Raw genomic sequence first — 17102 nt, forward strand, 5'->3', positions numbered from 1 at the left:
ACCAGCCCGAACCCGAAACCGCAAACCAGCCTCAACCATCCGAACCCCGCACACGCGGAACCACCACCCCCAGGAACACATCCCAGAAGCAGCGATTGGAGAACCACAACCATACCACCCCACACGCAGAACCCTCAAGCCCCAACATGTTGGACGATCAGCCATGATCCGAAGCACAACCAGCCCGGTACCGCTCCCGCGGCCCGCACTCTCGCGCTGACAAAGGAATACATTACGCACCCACCCCCCACCCCCGCAACACGAACCCACATCCCGGGCGTGTCCCCACACCACACCACCAAATCTCGGGTCTGCGCGTCGACTCCACAGCGCTCGCCCACGCTACTGGGCCCACCGAGATTGCCGGGTCGCTCGGCGCAGTCGCCCCGGCAGGCAGATCGCTGCAGAAGATCACGTCAACTGGCGATCCGCCAGATCAATCCGCTCCCGACTCCTGAGCTGCAGCCCACCGCACCTCAGCCGGATCCGTCAGTTCGGCGACGTCGACGATCTCACCGCCGTCGCATCGCAGCAGTTGAACGATGGCACGATCGGGTGTGATGCGGCCGATCTGCCACGCACCTCCCGCGTTCTCCCAGCGAGACACCACAGGGGGTGGTGTGTCCATTGCGTGGTCGCTCATGCTCTCACGCTACGCCTGCAGCGCCCTTTCAGACCAGCCGCACGCCCGCGAGGGTCTTCTTGCCACGGCGCAGCACCGCGAACCGTCCGTGCAGCAGGTCGCTCTCTTCGAGCACACGATCATCGGCTTCGATCTGCACGTTGTTCACGTAAATGCCGCCTTGCGCCACCGCACGACGGGCTTCACCGAGGCTCTGCACGAGACCGGCGTCGACGAGCAACTGAGTCACCGGAGCGCCGATCGTTCCCTCGGCCTGCGGCAGCTCACCGATCGCACCAGACAGGGTCGGTGCATCGAGCGCTGACAGTTCTCCACGTCCGAACAGCGCCCCTGACGCATCGATCGCTCCCTGCACCGCGGCGGCACCGTGCACCAGCGTTGTCACCTCAAGCGCGAGCCGCTTCTGGGCAGCACGCTTGAAGGGTTCCTCCTGGACTTGGCGTTCGTAGTCCTCGATCTCCGCCCGTGACAGGAAGGTGAAGACCTTCAGGCGGTCGATAACGTCGGCGTCGGCCTGATTCAACCAGAACTGGTAGAAGGCGTATGGCGAGCACATCTCTGCATCGAGCCAGATGGCGTTGCCTTCGCTCTTGCCAAACTTCGTTCCATCGGAGTTGGTGATGAGCGGAGTGCCGATCGCATGCGCCGAGTCGCCGGTCGTCCGGCGAATCAGGTCGGTGCCGCTCGTCAGGTTTCCCCACTGGTCGCTTCCGCCGGTCTGCAGCTTGCAGTCGTACTGGCGGAACAGTTCCAGGAAGTCGTAACCCTGCAAGATCTGGTAGCTGAATTCGGTGTAGCTGATGCCCTCCTCGGAATTCAGTCGCGCCGCGACTGCGTCCTTCTTGAGCATCGCCCCGACGCGGAAGTGCTTGCCGATCTCCCTGAGGAAGTCGATCGCGCTCAGCGGCTCGGTCCAGTCGAGGTTGTTGACGAGGCGTACACCGTTACCGCCATCACTCGAGAGGAACCGCGAAACCTGCGCCTGCAACCGCGTGACCCACTCGGCAACCGTGTCCCGGCTGTTGAGCGTACGCTCGGCCGTCGGTCGCGGGTCGCCGATCAACCCCGTCGATCCGCCAACCAGCCCGAGCGGCTTGTGCCCCTTGAGCTGGATCCTGCGCAGCAAGAGCAACTGCACGAGGTTTCCGAGGTGCAGGCTGGGCGCCGTCGGGTCGAAACCGCAGTAATAGGTGATCGGGTCGCCCTCGAGCAGTTCGGACAGCGCACCTTGATCGGTCGATACGTGAATCAGCCCGCGCCACTCCAGTTCGTCCCAGAGGGTCTCGAAGCTGTCATCGTTGCGCTGGGCCGCCATGATCTCGGCTCGCTCGTCACCATTCACGCATGACATCGTATCGCGCTCAGCACTAGAGCGACCTGTCCCCGATTCCGCTCCACAGCATGAACGCTCCTCCGAACAGGAGGAAGAGAACCGCTACCGGCTGTCAGCAGTCGATTCACTCGCCAACGGCCTCGTCACCCATGAGTTCGGCAATCACCTGCGCCGCCGACTTGGTCTCGGTGAGAAGCCCCACGCCTCTCCCGGCATTCACCGGCGCCACGTCGTGGTCTCCAGCCGCCGCCGCGGCACGGAACTCCTCCCGCGCAACCTCATCGCCTTCGAGGTCTGCCTCGTGCCCGTCCCACCGATCAACGAAGGCCGTACCCACGACGCGCTCGGGAAAGCGCTCGGGCCATGGATATCCGAGCGCCACATCAGCGACTCGAGTGACCGTTGTCTGCTCACCGTCAGCGGCCATCAGCACGCGTCGGGTGGCATCCGAGGTGAGCGCCTCGGGGCTGGCCGCGAACGCGGTGCCGACCCAGACGGCAGCGGCACCCGCTCCGAGCGCATCTGACACGTCCTTCGCGGTGCTCACCGCTCCGGCGCTCAGCACCGGCACATCGACGGCCTCCAGCACCTGGGCCAAGAGTTCGCGCCGCGGGTGCTGATGATCGCCATGCCCGCCACCTTCCAGACCCCTGGCGACTACGGCATCGACGCCGGCGTCAACCGCGGCCTTCGCCTCGGCGACGGTGGCCACCTGGGTTACGGTCTGCACACCTGCGGCGCGAGCTCGATCGATCCAGCGAAGATCGGGCATGCCTTCCCATTCCACGAAGCTCACGGAGAGTACCGCTGGGCCAGCCTCGAGCGCCATATCCAACATCTCGGGTACGCGGTCGAGCCCCCACTGCGCAAAGCCGATACCGAACGGGGCGCCCCCGGTTTCGAGGCGTGCGATCTCCCCGGCGAGCCTCTCTCGCGAAGCCGTACTGCCCATGCCGATCATGCCGAGTCCGCCCGCGCGAGACACCGCGCTCGCGAGTGCTCCGCCGGCGGTTCCTCCCATGGGCGCACAGACGATCGGAGCTCGAAGACCGAGCTCGGCAGCCCATTCGGTCACGGTCATCTCGCCCTCCAGCTGTTCTAGTGGTCGGTCTCGCGGAACTCCGCAATGCGCTCAGCGAGCACGGCGAGCTGCTCGTCGACCCGCACACGAGCGGTGCCGCCCGCACCGGTCCGGGAATTCACGGATCCCTCGATGGTGAGCACCTCACGCACTCGCGGAGTGAGGTGCTCGGACACGGTGCGGAGCTCATCGTCGCTCGGCTCATGCAGTTCGATTCCGCGTTCTTCGCAGAATCGCACCAGTTCGCCGGAGATCTCATGTGCGTCGCGGAAGACGACGCCCTGTTTGACCAGCCACTCGGCGACGTCGGTGGCCAGTGAGAAGCCCTGCGGGGCGAGCTGCGCCATCCGCTCGGTATCGAAGCTCATCGTGGCGACCATGCCGGTGAACGCCGGCAGAAGCAGTTCGAGCTGGAAGACGGAGTCGAAGATGGGCTCCTTGTCTTCCTGCAGGTCGCGATTGTACGCGAGCGGCAGCGCCTTGAGCGTGGCGAGCAGGCCCGTCAGATTGCCGATGAGTCGACCCGACTTCCCGCGTGCGAGCTCCGCAATGTCGGGGTTCTTCTTCTGCGGCATGATGCTCGAGCCGGTCGAGTATCCGTCGTGCAACCGAACGAAGCCGAACTCCTTCGTGTTCCAGACGATGATCTCCTCGCTGAAACGGGAGAGGTCGATACCGATCTGGGCGGCGATGAAGGCGAACTCGGCGACGACGTCGCGCGCCGAAGTGCCGTCGATGGAGTTCTCGAGCGGATCACCGAGGCCGAGCTCAGCGGCGACGATGCGGGGGTCGAGGCCGAGCGAGGAACCGGCGAGCGCACCGCCGCCGTACGGCGAGAACCGTGCGCGGGCGGCCCAGTCGCGAAGTCGCTCGATGTCACGGACGATCGGCCAGGCATGCGCCGCGAGCTGATGCGCGAGAAGTACTGGCTGAGCATGCTGGAGGTGGGTGCGTCCGGGCAGAATCGCTTCGGGGTGCGCTTCGGCCTGGGCGAGGATCGCATCAAGCAGTTGCAGCAACCGCTCTCGGATGACTGCGGCGTGGTCGAGCAGGTAGAGGCGCACGAGAGTCGCGATCTGGTCGTTACGGCTACGGCCCGCGCGAAGCTTGCCGCCGAGCTGCACTCCGGTGATCTCGATGAGCAGGCGCTCGAGAGCCGAGTGCACATCCTCGTCGTCCTGGGCCGGCACCGCACGGCCGTCGGCCACGCGCTCCGAGAGCTCGTCGAGGGCGGCGCGCATATCGCGCAGCTCATCCTCGCTCAGGTAACCGGCTGCGGCGAGCGCCGTGGCATGCGCCTTGGAGCCGCGGATGTCGTACTGGGCGAGTGCCCAGTCGAAGTCGGTGGACTTGCTGAGCGCGGCGAGCGACGGCGACGGGCCACTGGCGAAGCGTCCGCCCCACAGCGCGCCGGCCTCCGCCGCACGGTTGCCGACCTGATCCTGCGTGTTCTCGATGCCCTCAGTCACTCGTCCAGCCTACCTTTCGTGCCGCCCCTTGCAGACACCCGAGACCGGCACGTGCGGCATCACGCACCTCACGGATGCGTCAGGACTGCGCGAGCAACCAGGTCATGAGTGCCTTCTGCGCGTGCACGCGGTTCTCGGCTTCGTTCCACACGACGCTCTGGGGGCCGTCGATGACCTCCGGGGCCACCTCGTACTCGCGGTACGCGGGGAGGCAGTGCAGAAAGATCGCGTTTTCGGCGGCGTGCTTCATGAGTTCAGGGGTGACACGGAAGGCCCCGAAGGTCTGGATCCGCGCAGCCTTCTCGTCCTCTTGGCCCATCGAGACCCAGGTGTCGGTAATGACGGCATCGGCTCCGCTCACGGCATCGATGGGGTCGGTGAGGATCGTCACACTGCCGCCGGTGCGTTCGGCAATGCGCCGAGCATCCTCGACGACGTCGGCCCGAGGGTGATAGCCCTCTGGACCGGCGACTCGGATGTGCATGCCCGCCGTCGCGAAGCCGAGGAGATAGGAGTGCCCCATGTTGTTGGCGGCGTCACCGACATAGGTTGCGGTGAGTCCGGCGAGGTCGCCGTGCGACTCACGGATGGTCTGCAGGTCGGCGAGGATCTGGCAGGGGTGAAAGTCGTCGGAGAGGGAATTGATGACGGGCACAGTCGCGTGCGCGGCCATCTCCTCGAGCCCCGAGTGCGCGAAGGTGCGCCAGACGATGAGCGACACCATGCGTGAGAGCACGCGCGCCGTGTCGGAGATCGTCTCTTTCACGCCGAGCTGCGCCTCGCCCGGATTCACGATGATCGGGTTTCCGCCGAGTTCGGCAACACCGGCGGCAAAGCTGAACCGGGTACGCGTCGACGTCTTATCGAAGAACACGGCAGCGCTCTGCGGCCCCTCGAGCGGGCGTCGCGAGAAGGGTTCGCGCTTCAGTTCAGCGGCGAGGTCGAGCACCTCGCGCTGTTCGGCTGGCGTGAGGTCGTCGTCGCGGAGGAAGTGTCGGGTCACGAACTCAGTGTATCCGGCGCTTCGCACCGCCCGGATTCGCACGGGACCCAGATTCGTGCAGAGCCTCAGGCCGCGACCAGTTCAAGCGTCTGCCGTGCGATCTCAGCTTCCTCATCCGTGGGAATCACGAGCACGGCGACGCGCGAGTCCTCGGAGCTGATGATCCTCGCGGGTGCCGCAGCATGCTGCACGGCATTGCGGTCAGGATCGATCCGCACCCCGAACCATTCCAACTCGGCGCACACCGCCGCCCGGAGCGCCGGCACATTCTCACCGATTCCAGCGGTGAAGACGATCGCGTCTGCTCCCCCGAGCTCGAGGAGGTAGGCCCCGAGGTAGTGGCGGATCCGGTGCGCATACACGTCCAGCGCCAACTCCGCCGCCTCATCACCCGCTTCTGCGGAGGCACGCACATCACGCTGGTCGAGCGACCCCGCCAGACCGAGCAGACCCGACCGCCGGTTCAGCAGGTCATCGAGTTGATCGACGTCGAAACCCGACCGCAGGAGGTGCAGCAACGCCCCCGGGTCGATGTCACCCGAACGCGTGCCCATCATGAGCCCTTCGAGCGGTGTGAGCCCCATTGACGTGTCCACCGATGTGCCACCGTCGATCGCGCAGACCGATGCACCGTTTCCGAGGTGCAGCACCACCTGCTTCAGCTCAGCGAGTGGGCGATCCAGCAGTTCTGCGGCTCGGCGCGACACCACTTGGAAAGAGGTGCCGTGGAAGCCGTAGCGACGAATCCCATGCACGGCTGCCGTCTCGCGATCGATCGCATAGGTGTATGCGACAGGAGGCATGGTCTGGTGGAAGGCGGTGTCGAAGACGGCGACGTGCGGCGCCGTCGGGAATGCCTGCCGTGCCGCCACGATGGCCTGGTAGTGCCCTGGATTGTGCAGCGGTGCAAGACGCGACAGGTCGAGGATCTCCGCCTCGACCTCGTCATCGATGAGCGTCGGGGCGACGAAACGGTCTCCGCCCTGAACGACGCGGTGCCCCACCGCGACGATTCCGAGCTCGTCGAAGGGCGCTCCAGTGCGAGCAAAGGCAGCCACCATCTCGGCAAAGCCTGCGGAATGATCCGGGATCGGCAGCAGCGACTCATACTCGTCCACCGCCTCATCAGCACCGAAACTCCGATGCTCGATGCGCCCCTCCGACTGGCCGATCCGTTCGACAAGCCCGATTGCCAAGCGCTGTCCGGTCCCTCCGGCGATCAGCTGGTACTTGATCGAGGACGACCCGCTGTTGAGGACGAGGATGTTCTGCACCGATTACTCCTGCTGCTGATCGATGGTCTGCACCGCTGTAATGGCAACGGTGTTGAGAATGTCTTCGACGGTTGCCCCGCGCGAGAGGTCGTTCACCGGCTTCCGCAGTCCCTGCAGCACCGGCCCCACCGCAACGGCTCCGGCGGACCGCTGCACGGCCTTGTACGTGTTGTTCCCGGTGTTCAGGTCGGGGAAGACGAAGACGGTCGCCCGACCTGCGACCGCGGACCCCGGGAGCTTCGATTCGCCGACCTCGGGATCGCTCGCGGCGTCGTACTGCATCGGACCCTCGATCAGCAGATCTGGGCGCCTGGCCCGAGCGATCGCCGTCGCTTCGCGCACCTCGTCGACGTCGGCGCCCTGCCCTGAGGCGCCCGTGGAATACGAGAGCATGGCGATGCGGGGTTCCACCCCGAATCCAGCCGCGGTCTCGGCCGACGAGATCGCGATATCTGCGAGTTGCTCCGCGGTCGGGTCAGGAATCACCGCGCAGTCGCCGTAGACGAGCACGCGATCGGCAAGCGCCATGAAGAAGACGCTCGAGACGACCGAGACGCCCGGCTTGGTCTTGATGACTTCGAGGCTCGGGCGGATCGTATGGGCCGTCGTGTTCGCCGCACCAGACACCATGCCATCAGCGAGGCCTGCCTGCACCATCATGGTGCCGAAGTAGCTCGGATCGGCAACGACATCGTACGCCTGCTCGAGCGTCACACCCTTGTGGGCTCGCAGCTCCGCATACGTGTGCGCGAATTGCTCCCGAAGCGGCGATGTCTCGGGGTCGACTACCTCAGCCGCCTCGATGACGAGACCGAGCTCTGCGCCGCGCTGTCGCACCGTGTCAGTCTTGCCGAGGATCGTGAGCTTGACGGTGCCACGCGCGAGCAGTGTGCTGGCCGCGCGCAGAATCCGATCGTCCTCGCCCTCGGGCAGCACGATATGGGCATCGGCTTCGGCTGCACGCTCGAACAGTTCGTAGGCGAACATCGTGGGGGTGCGTGTACCGCCCCGATGCAGCTGCAGGCGCGATCTCAGTTGGTCGATGTCGACGTGCTCACGAAAGAGCGCGAGTGCGGTGTCGAACTTCGACGGCGAATCTGGGGTGAGCAAGCCACGCGCCGAGGTGATGGCGCGCACCGTATCGAAAGTGCCGTACGAAGTGCGCACGATCGGCAGCGCAGAGTCGATGCCGTCGAGCAGCTGCTCTACGGGATCCGGAGTGTCAAAGTCGCCGTTGAGCACGACCGCGGCGAGGGTCGGGAAGGTCGGGGCCTCGTGCGCCATCGTGACCGCGAGGAGCGTCTCTGCGCGATCCGCCGCGATAATCACGACCGCCCCCTCGATGAGCCTCGGCAGCACGTTCTCCATCGACATGCCCGCCACGACCACATCACGCACCTCGCGAGCGAGCAATTCGTCGGCACCGCGCACGCAGCGGCCATCGACCGCGTCGATCACCGTCGAGACCGGAGGAGCCACCAGCAGAACGTCTTCGGGGATCGCCCAAGTCGGCACACCTGAGGGCATCACCGCCGACACCGCAGTCACAATGTCATCGAGTGCCTCAGTATCTGCACGGTTCACCACTGCTGCAAGCAGCGTCGCATGTGCCGCGCGCAACTCTTGGGCGCTGAGCTCGGCAAGCGCCGCAATGTCGACGGCCGCTCGAGCAGGAGTGCGTCCGAGCGCCTCCGCCTCCGCCTGACTGCGCCCGCCGAGCACGAGCAGCACAGGGGTGTCGAGATTCGCCGCGATGCGGGCGTTGAACGACAACTCAGTGGGCACGGCGACGTCGCTGAAGTCTGATCCCACCACGAGCACGGCATCGCAGCGCGCGGTGAGTGCGCGAAAGGCAGAGACGATGCGGATCATGGCGGCATCAGGGTCGGCGTGCGCCTCCTCATAATTGACGCCGATGCACTCGTCGTAGGAGGCATCGGCCGTCGCGCGCTCCCGCAACATCTCAAGTACGCGGTCGCGTTCCGCGCCGGATCGGATCAACGGGCGGAAGACTCCCACCCGTGGCGCTCCCGCGAGCATCGCATCGAGCACGCCGAGGGCGACAGCGCTCTTGCCAGATCTTCCCTCGGCGGAGGTGAGGTACATGGAAGTGGCCACTGGGAACGTCCTTCGGAGTGTGCGGTCGCGGGGCGATCATGCTGCCGCCTCCATCATGCCGGATCCTGCCCGGCATGCCAGGGGCATCGTCGATCAACTGGGTTCCAGCCCGAGAGCGGGGCCCGGCAGCCCATACTCGTGCTGTAGCGCTGAGAGCGCCGCATACCAACCGCAGAGTCCGTGCACTCCAGGCCCTGGAGCTGCCGACGACGAGGCCAGATACACCCCGGGCGCAGGGGTGCGCCACGGTTCGGGCGACAGCGTGGGCCGAGCCAGCAGCTGACGCAGGTGCACCGCTCCAGCACTGATGTCGCCGCCATGATAGTTGCGGTTGTACTGCGCGAGCTCGGCCGCCGTGCGCTGCCGCATCGAGAGAATGCGATCCTGAAAACCAGGAGCGAAGCGCTCGATCTGTCTGATCACGGCGGCCCGCATATCGACGTGCGACCCTCTCGGCACATGCGTGTACGCCCAGATCGCGTGCACTCCTTCGGGGTTTCTCGCCTGGTCCCATCGTTCCGTCTGCGCGAGCATCACGAACGGAGCTTCGGGGTGCAGGCCCCGCGAGACCTGCAGCTCTGCATACGCGGTCTCGGCCCGCGACCCGCCGACGTGCACCGTCGGCGCCTCCGCCACTCGAGGATCGTTCCAGGGAATCGGCCCATCGAGTACGAAATCTACCTTGGTCGCGGCATCACCGTACGAGAATCGCTCGAGCTTGCGGCGATAGCGCTTCGGAAGCGCAGAACCTGCGATACGTGCGAGCCCGCGCGCCGAAGTATCGAATACTTTCACCCCATAGCCGCTCAGTTGACCGAAGTTCTCGATCGCAGTGCCGGTGCGAAGCTCACCGCCGTGGGCCAAGAGGTCGACGACGAGCGCATCGCTGATGGCTCGTGAACCTCCGATCGGCACCGGCCACCCACGCACATGCGCGAGTGTTCCGAGTACCACCCCGATGCCCGCCGACGCGAGGCGCGGCGTCGGTCCGATGCTGTGCGCGGCGGAGCCCGTCAAAAGAGCGGAGGCGGCCTCCTCTCGGAAGCGCAGCCCCCACAACGGACTCCCCTGTTCGAGTGCTCGGAGCGCCAACACCGCTGCCGCCCCGAGGTCGTTCGGTAGGCGCAGCATCGCGCCACCCAACGCACTGTCCACGATTTCGTTCGCCCGTGCGACGAGAGGCAGGTAGAAGCGCCGATACGCATCGCCGTCTCGGCCGAGCTCGTCGACCGTGCGCGCAAGGCTGCGGTACGCAATGGCTGCGCGATCCTGCCCGTGCCCTGCCCGCCGATCGAGTGGATTCGCGTACGACGCCTCCGGAACCGCAAATTGCATTCGCTTCTCGAGCTCGAAGGCCTGGAAGAACGGTGACGCAAGCGCCATGGGGTGGATCGCAGAGCACACGTCGTGGAACACGCCTTCGCGCACGAGCTCGTCGGTGCGCGTGCCCCCGCCTGGCGTCTCAGCGGCCTCGAAGACAGTGACGGGCACTCCGGCGCGGGCCAAGGTCACCGCGGCAGCCAGCCCATTGGGGCCCGAACCGATGACAGCGGCGGGCCGTTCGCTCATCGCGCTGCGTCTACTCCCCATGCTCCGAGCATAATGAACGGAAATACGTGAGGCCCGCCCCTCGTTCGGGTGCTCTCTGTTGACCGGCCCTTGCTTGCCCACCCTCCTCTTTCCCTGTTACCAAACCGTGACATACGATAAAGGTGTCGGGAGGGGCGGCGGAATCACTCAACGAACACCCGCGAAGCGCATGTCACGCATTGATGAGGACGCTCGAGGAGCAGGACCCGGTTCGGCCCGGTCGGGGTCAAGCCGATCCTCACACACGCCCCCCACAGGCCCCACCTCCGGGACGCGCGTGCGCACCGACATACAGGGTCTCAGGGCGATCGCCGTCGCCATCGTGCTCATCTACCACCTGACCCCGGACTCTCTTACCGGCGGTTACATCGGAGTCGACGTCTTCTTTGTCATCTCCGGGTTTCTGATCACCGGCCAGATTCTGCGCGAGCTGACTTCGCGAGGCACGATCGACCTGCCACGCTTCTGGGCTCGGCGAGCCCGGAGACTGCTTCCAGCAGCACTGGTCGTGCTGGGTCTCACACTGCTCGCGGTGCGGTTGCTCGCACCGGCCGGATTCGCTCCGTCCTTCCTCACGCAGATCGCGGCATCCGCGGCATACGTGCAGAACTGGGTACTCGCCGGCGAGGCCGTAGATTACATGGCGAACGACTCCCAGGTCTCGCCGGTGCAGCATTACTGGTCTCTCTCGGTCGAAGAGCAGTTCTACATCGTGTGGCCCGTCGTCGCGGTGCTCGCGGCGGCGATCGCGATGTGGATCGCGAAGCGCCGTCCGCGCGACGCTCACTCGAGTGCTCGGCGTGCCCCGAGTGCTCGGACAGTGCTCATCCTGCTGATCGGACTCGTCACTGTTGCTTCCTTCACGGCATCCATCGTCGTGACTGCTCAGGACCCTGCACGCGCGTACTTCGTCACGACGACACGGGCGTGGGAGTTCGCGATCGGTGGTCTACTCGCGGCGCTCGCGACCGCCCGTACGGATCCGCTGTCACGTCTTTCACCCGCCGTCCGGTCGATCCTGACCTGGGCGGGGCTCGCGGGAATCCTCGCTGCGGCTCTCCTCTACACCGAGGGCACGCCATTTCCCGGGTACACCGGCCTGCTACCGGTGCTCGCAACCGCGCTCGTCATCGTCGGCGGGGAACCCGAACTCCGTTGGTCGCCGCGAGCACTCCTCGCGGCTCGGCCGATGCAGTGGCTGGGTGATGTGTCGTACGGGATCTACCTGTGGCATTTTCCCCTCATCATCCTCGCGCCCTTCGCGCTCGGTCACACCATTCGACCGATCGACGCACTGCTGATCACTGCAGCAACGCTGCTGCTTGCGTGGGGCTCGAAGGTACTGGTGGAGGATCCGTTCCGCACCGGACAGGCACGCTCCTGGACCAATGCGCGCACGCTGGCGATCACGACCGCGGGAATGGTCGCACTTCTCATTGTCTCGCTCGTCGGCCTCGGCACCGCGAACCAACGCCTCGATTCGGCGCGGGCCGAGGTTTCAGCAGATCTCGAATCTCCGGCTCGGTGCGTCGGCTCGGGCGCACTCGATGATGTCGAGGAGTGCGAGCCGCTCGCAGAGGAGGAGCCGATCCCCGATCCGTCCCTGGCCGACCAGCCACCCGAGGACTGCCTGAGCCCCATCGCAGGGAATGAGATCAGGGTGTGCGAATACGGGGTCGGTCCGGAAGAGGCAGAACGCACAATCGCCTTGATCGGTGACTCGCATGCCGAGCAGTGGCTCATCACTCTCGATCGGGTGGCGCAGCGGCAGAAGTGGCGGCTGGTCGTCATGGCCAAGGCGTCATGCCCCTTTACTGCCGGCGAACGTGACTTCATCACGATGACGGACCTGGCCAACCAGGAGCTCAGGCAGGGCTGCTCCGAGTGGAATGAAGCCGTGCTGTCGGCGCTGGAGCAGGACCCGGACATCGACACTGTCGTGACGTCGGCGAAGTCTTCCAACCGGGTCGTTTCAGATGGCGAGGACTGGCGCCCTGCCGCTTCCACCGGCTACCTGGAACGCTGGGAGACACTCCCCGATTCAGTGGAACGGGTCATCGCCATTCGCGACACTCCGCAGCTTCGCGACGATGTCCTCGACTGCGTCGAAGAGCATGGAGCAACTGCCGCTCGAGAGTGTGCCAGCACTCTCGAAGACGCGATCCATCAGGATCCGCTGGCAGAGGCCGCAGTCGCGGCGCGAGGCGAGCACCCTCGACCGACTCCCGACCCCGGGCGGGATGTATCGCTCATCGATCTCAGCGCATACTTCATCGTCGACGATCAGGCCCCGCCGGTGATCGGCGGCGTACTCGCCTACCGCGATTCGCATCACGTGAGCTGGGCCTATGCGGAAATGCTCGTGGATCCCCTGGAGAAGCAGCTGACAGCGGTCATGCCGTCTCAGACTCCGTGAAGTATCGCGTCGCGATGACGAGAAAACTCGCCCGCCCTGCGCTGCGGGGTGAGTAGGACAGAAGACTCCCCACGCACCCGCCAGAGCCCAGGTACCCTTGCTTCGTTTCCGACCTGGGGGAGTTCCCTGAGATAGCGCCACGTGGGGAGCCAGTCCAGCTTAGCGGATCACAATCCGCCTCGCGTGCACCGATGGGCAGTGTTCAGTCATCGACGCGATCGGCATCAGGTTGATCAGCGTCAGCTCGATCAGCAGAATCAGCCTCGATCACCGAGACGGACCCCGTTACCGGCGCACCAGTGAGCAGTTCCTCCGCATGCGCTTCATCGACTTCACCGGCAAACTGCGACTGGTAAAGCTCGTAGTATGCGCCGCGTCGGGACAACAGCTCTTCATGAGAACCCTGTTCGACGATTCGACCGGCCTCCATCATGAGGATGGTGTCGGCGTCGCGGATTGTCGAAAGGCGGTGTGCGATCACAAATGAGGTACGGTCGCTGCGCAATGCTTGCATCGCGTGCTGCACGAGTACCTCGGTTCGAGTGTCGACCGAGGAGGTCGCCTCATCGAGGATCAGCAAGGACGGGTTCGCGATAAACGCCCGCGCGATCGTGAGCAGCTGCCGCTCACCGGTCGAAAGAGTCGACGCGTTCTCTTCGATGACGGTGTCGTAGCCATCCGGAAGCTGCCTGACGAATCGATCCACCATGGTCGCCTGAGCCGCTTCGATGACTTCCTCATCGGTCGCGGTGAGCCTGCCGTAACGAATGTTCTCTCGAATGGTCCCTTCGAACAAGAAAGCATCCTGCAACACCATGCCGACCTGACTGCGCAGCTCAGCGCGTGCCAGATGCGTGATGTCAACACCGTCGAGGGTGATCTTGCCCCCGTCGAGCTCGTAGAAGCGCATGATCAGGTTCACCAGCGTGGTCTTGCCGGCTCCAGTTGGCCCGACGATCGCAACGGTTTCTCCTGGAGAGGCCGTCAATGACAGCGCTTCAATGAGTGACTGCTCGGGGTCGTAGCTGAACGACACATTCTCGAACTCGACTCTGCCTGCGGAGCGCTGAGGCAGCGTCTCGAGAACAGTGTCTGATTCTTGCTCCTCGGCGTCGAGCAGTTCAAACGTCCGCTCCGCGGATGCAACACCCGACTGCAGCATGTTTGCCATACTGCCGAGCTCTGAGATGGGCTGGGCGAACTCGCGCGAGTACTGGATGAATGCGGTTACCTCACCGAGCGTGATCTGGCCCGCGGTCACTCGGAATGCTCCGACCACTGCAATGAGCACATACGTCAGGTACTGCACAAATTGCATTGAAGGCATGATGGTGCCTGACAGGGCCTGCGCCTTGTAAGCCGCCTGGAAGAGGGCCTCATTGCGCTCGTCGAACTCGCGCACCATTTCTTCGTCGCGGTTGAACACACGCACCAGTTCGTGCCCGGTGAATGACTCCTCGATGTGGCCGTTCACCGCTCCGGTTTGCTTCCACTGTGTGACAAAGAGACGCTGAGCCCGAACGCCGACGATGCCGATGATCACTCCCGAGAGCGGCAATGCGATCAACGCGATCAACGCCAACTGCCACGAGACGATGAACATCATTGCGGCGATGCCGATAACGGTGAGCACCGACTGCACCAGCTGCGAGAACGCCTGCTGCAATGCCTGCTGGATGTTGTCGACGTCATTGGTGACGCGCGAGAGTATGTCACCGCGTTGGCGGCTATCGAAGTAACGCAGCGGGATCCGATTGAGCTTGGCCTCGATATCTTCGCGCAGCTGGTAGATCACTCGCATAACGAGGTGATTCAAGATGTACCCCTGCCACCACATGAGGATCGAGGCGACGATGTAGAGACCGAGAACCGTCAAGATGAGTCGCGACAGCAGCACGAAGTCGATCGGCGCCCCGCCCTGCACGCCATCCCAGATCACATCGACGGCCTGGCCCAAGATCTTGGGGGCCAGGACTGTCAGGATCACGGAGAGCACCACAAGCACCACGACGAACGCGAAGAGCGCCTTCTCCGGTGCCAGGAGTCCGATCAACCGCTTGGCAGAGGGCCAGAAGTGCTTTGGTTTCTTCGTGGGTTGGTCGCCGAACCAATCGTCGCCGTCGGGAACATAGTCGTCGGGCAACTCAAAGTCGTCGGTCTTCGGTCCGCTGGCCTCTGCGGCCTTCTTGGTCTTCTCGGCCTTCTGTGCCATCAGACCTCACCCCCCTCTTGCTTCATTCCGGGGCTTGCTGCCGCCACGGCATCACCCGCATCGGCGGCTTCAAGTTGCGATTCGACAATCTGCTGGTAGACGGGACTGCTGCTGAGCAGCTCTTGGTGTGTGCCTCGTCCGACGATCTCGCCGTCTTCCATCACCAGGATCTGATCGGCCTCGGTGATCGTGGAGACGCGCTGGGCCACGATAATCGTGGTCGCACCTGCGGTGGCATTCGGCAGCGCTGCGCGCAGCCGGGCATCGGTCGCGACGTCCAGTGCGGAGAAGGAGTCATCGAACAGGTAGACCCTGGGCCTTGCAACGAGCGCGCGGGCGATCGAGAGCCTCTGGCGCTGACCACCCGAAACGCTCGTGCCGCCCTGCGAGACGGGCTCATCGAGACCATGTTCCTTGTCACGGACAAAGTCCTCGCCCTGAGCGACCCGTAGTGCATTCCAGAGTTCCTCGTCGCTCGCCCGCTCATTTCCGAATCGCAGATTTGTGGCGATTGTGCCGGAGAACAGATACGGACGCTGCGGTACGAGGCTGGCGGTGTCTGCGAGCTGCGCGCGCGTGAGCAGCTTCACGTCGACACCATCGATCGTGACAGTGCCCTGTTGCGGATCGAAGAGTCGCAACATCAGATTCAGCATGGTCGTCTTACCGGAGCCCGTCGACCCGATGATCGCGGTGGTGCGTCCGGGCTCAGCGGTGAAGTTCACGTTCTTGATCACCGGCACCTCAGCGCCGGGGAACCCGAAGGTCACGTCATTGAACTCGATCCGCCCGTTGGCGGGCGTCGGCGCAGTCGCGGTCTTGGCGAACGACAGCTCCGACTCCGTATGGAAGAGCTCGCGCAGCCGCTCCGCGCAGACCACGGCTCGAGGAATCATCATCGTCATGAAGACGCCCATCATCACGGCCATGAGAATCTGCAGCAGGTACTGCAGGAACGCTGTCAGCGATCCGATCTCGACGAGGCCCGCGTCGACACGATGGCCGCCGAACCAGAGCACGGCCCCTGTCGCAACGTGCAGCACCATCATGATCACCGGGAACATGAGCACAAAGATGTTGCCCACCCGAACCGACACGTTCGTGATGTTTCGGTTGGCCTGCTGATACCGACCGGCCTCAAAGCCCTCGCGAACGAAGGCCCGCACCACTCTGATACCCATGATCTGCTCACGCAGGACGCTGTTGATGTCGTCAACGCGATCCTGCATCTGCCGGAATAGTGGCAGGAGGAGCCAGACGAGCAGCGTCACGATCACCGCGAGCACCGCAACCGAGACCCAGACGAGCCAAGCGAGTCCGGCGTCCTCTCGCAGCGCCATCACGATGCCGCCGATCGCCATGATCGGCGCGGTCACCATGAAGTTGAACGTCATCATCGCGAGCATTTGAACTTGCTGGACATCGTTGGTGCCGCGTGTGATGAGTGTGCCGGCACCGAAACGACCGGCCTCAAGCGTCGAGAGGGAATCGACCTTGCGGAACACGCGGCGGCGCAGATCGCGTCCGATTCCCATGCTCGCGCGAGCCCCGAAATAGACGGCCGCGACGGCGGTGACGACCTGCCCGAGCGAGCCGAGCAGCATGAGACCACCCGTGTTCCAGATGAAGTCGGTGTCTCCGGTGGCGATACCGCGGTCAATGATCTTGGCGTTGAGGCTGGGCAGCCACAGCGCGGCGATGGTAGAGAGCAACTGCAGCACGAGTACGGCGGCGATGAATGGCCAGTACCGTTTCGCATGGTGCAGGGTCAGCTGAAGCAGAGCCACAGGATTCCTTCCAGGGTGGTGGGAGAGATGCGCACAGGCTACCTGCAACCTCAGACATCACGATCCAGAAAGTGCGATGACCGGGAGAAAGGCAGACGGAGCGGGAGAAGTGCTACTGATGACACAATGTTCGGCTCGGCAAAGCTAGCAGAAACCTTCTCCCAGCGCTACCAGAT

Annotated in this window: 11 protein-coding genes and 1 other RNA gene; 1 reads left to right on the forward strand and 11 read right to left on the reverse strand. The window is 64.6% G+C overall.

All coding sequences use genetic code 11. From position 1 onward, the window contains the following. Nucleotides 1-436 precede the first annotated feature (436 nt). From ACUYV6_RS08540 to ACUYV6_RS08575, 8 genes are all read right to left on the reverse strand, one after another. Nucleotides 437-643 carry a hypothetical protein gene (locus tag ACUYV6_RS08540; RefSeq protein ID WP_449278240.1) on the reverse strand — a complete coding sequence of 69 codons (207 nt, stop codon included), beginning with the start codon at nt 641-643 and terminating at the stop codon, nt 437-439. A gap of 28 nt (nt 644-671) precedes the next feature. Beyond that, on the reverse strand, nt 672-1994 hold the full coding sequence (gene tyrS / locus ACUYV6_RS08545) for a tyrosine--tRNA ligase (protein WP_449278241.1): 1323 nt from the start codon (nt 1992-1994) through the stop codon (nt 672-674). A 106-nt stretch (nt 1995-2100) separates the two neighbouring features. Next, nucleotides 2101-3057: an NAD(P)H-dependent flavin oxidoreductase gene (locus tag ACUYV6_RS08550; protein ID WP_449278242.1), complete on the reverse strand. Its 957-nt coding sequence runs from the start codon at nt 3055-3057 to the stop codon at nt 2101-2103. Between the two features lie 17 nt (nt 3058-3074). Continuing rightward, on the reverse strand, nt 3075-4526 hold the full coding sequence (gene argH / locus ACUYV6_RS08555) for an argininosuccinate lyase (protein WP_449278243.1): 1452 nt from the start codon (nt 4524-4526) through the stop codon (nt 3075-3077). Between the two features lie 79 nt (nt 4527-4605). Beyond that, nucleotides 4606-5529 carry an ornithine carbamoyltransferase gene (gene argF, locus ACUYV6_RS08560; RefSeq protein ID WP_449278244.1) on the reverse strand — a complete coding sequence of 308 codons (924 nt, stop codon included), beginning with the start codon at nt 5527-5529 and terminating at the stop codon, nt 4606-4608. Nucleotides 5530-5594: 65 nt separating this feature from the next. Continuing rightward, the gene (locus tag ACUYV6_RS08565) at nt 5595-6803 is read right to left on the reverse strand and encodes an acetate/propionate family kinase (RefSeq protein ID WP_449278245.1); all 1209 of its coding nucleotides are present in this window, start codon (nt 6801-6803) and stop codon (nt 5595-5597) included. 3 nt (nt 6804-6806) lie between these two features. After that, nucleotides 6807-8921: a phosphate acetyltransferase gene (gene pta / locus ACUYV6_RS08570; protein ID WP_449278246.1), complete on the reverse strand. Its 2115-nt coding sequence runs from the start codon at nt 8919-8921 to the stop codon at nt 6807-6809. A gap of 93 nt (nt 8922-9014) precedes the next feature. Then, nucleotides 9015-10490, reverse strand: a complete 1476-nt coding sequence (locus tag ACUYV6_RS08575) for a phytoene desaturase family protein (RefSeq protein ID WP_449278247.1) — start codon at nt 10488-10490, stop codon at nt 9015-9017. A gap of 298 nt (nt 10491-10788) precedes the next feature. Here ACUYV6_RS08575 and ACUYV6_RS08580 point away from each other — a divergent pair, with 298 nt between their 5' ends. Then, nucleotides 10789-12927, forward strand: a complete 2139-nt coding sequence (locus tag ACUYV6_RS08580) for an acyltransferase family protein (RefSeq protein ID WP_449278248.1) — start codon at nt 10789-10791, stop codon at nt 12925-12927. A gap of 57 nt (nt 12928-12984) precedes the next feature. Here ACUYV6_RS08580 and ffs read toward each other — a convergent pair. The 3 genes from ffs to ACUYV6_RS08595 form a co-directional block, all read right to left on the reverse strand. Then, an RNA gene (ffs, locus tag ACUYV6_RS08585) (signal recognition particle sRNA small type) lies at nt 12985-13081 on the reverse strand. Between the two features lie 48 nt (nt 13082-13129). Next, nucleotides 13130-15139, reverse strand: coding sequence for an ABC transporter ATP-binding protein (locus ACUYV6_RS08590; protein ID WP_449278249.1), 2010 nt, complete (start codon nt 15137-15139; stop codon nt 13130-13132). Then, nucleotides 15139-16926 carry an ABC transporter ATP-binding protein gene (locus ACUYV6_RS08595; RefSeq protein WP_449278250.1) on the reverse strand — a complete coding sequence of 596 codons (1788 nt, stop codon included), beginning with the start codon at nt 16924-16926 and terminating at the stop codon, nt 15139-15141. Before ACUYV6_RS08595 ends, ACUYV6_RS08590 begins: the two co-directional genes overlap by 1 nt. Nucleotides 16927-17102: the final 176 nt, after the last annotated feature.

Source organism: Leucobacter sp. GX24907, assembly GCF_053567335.1.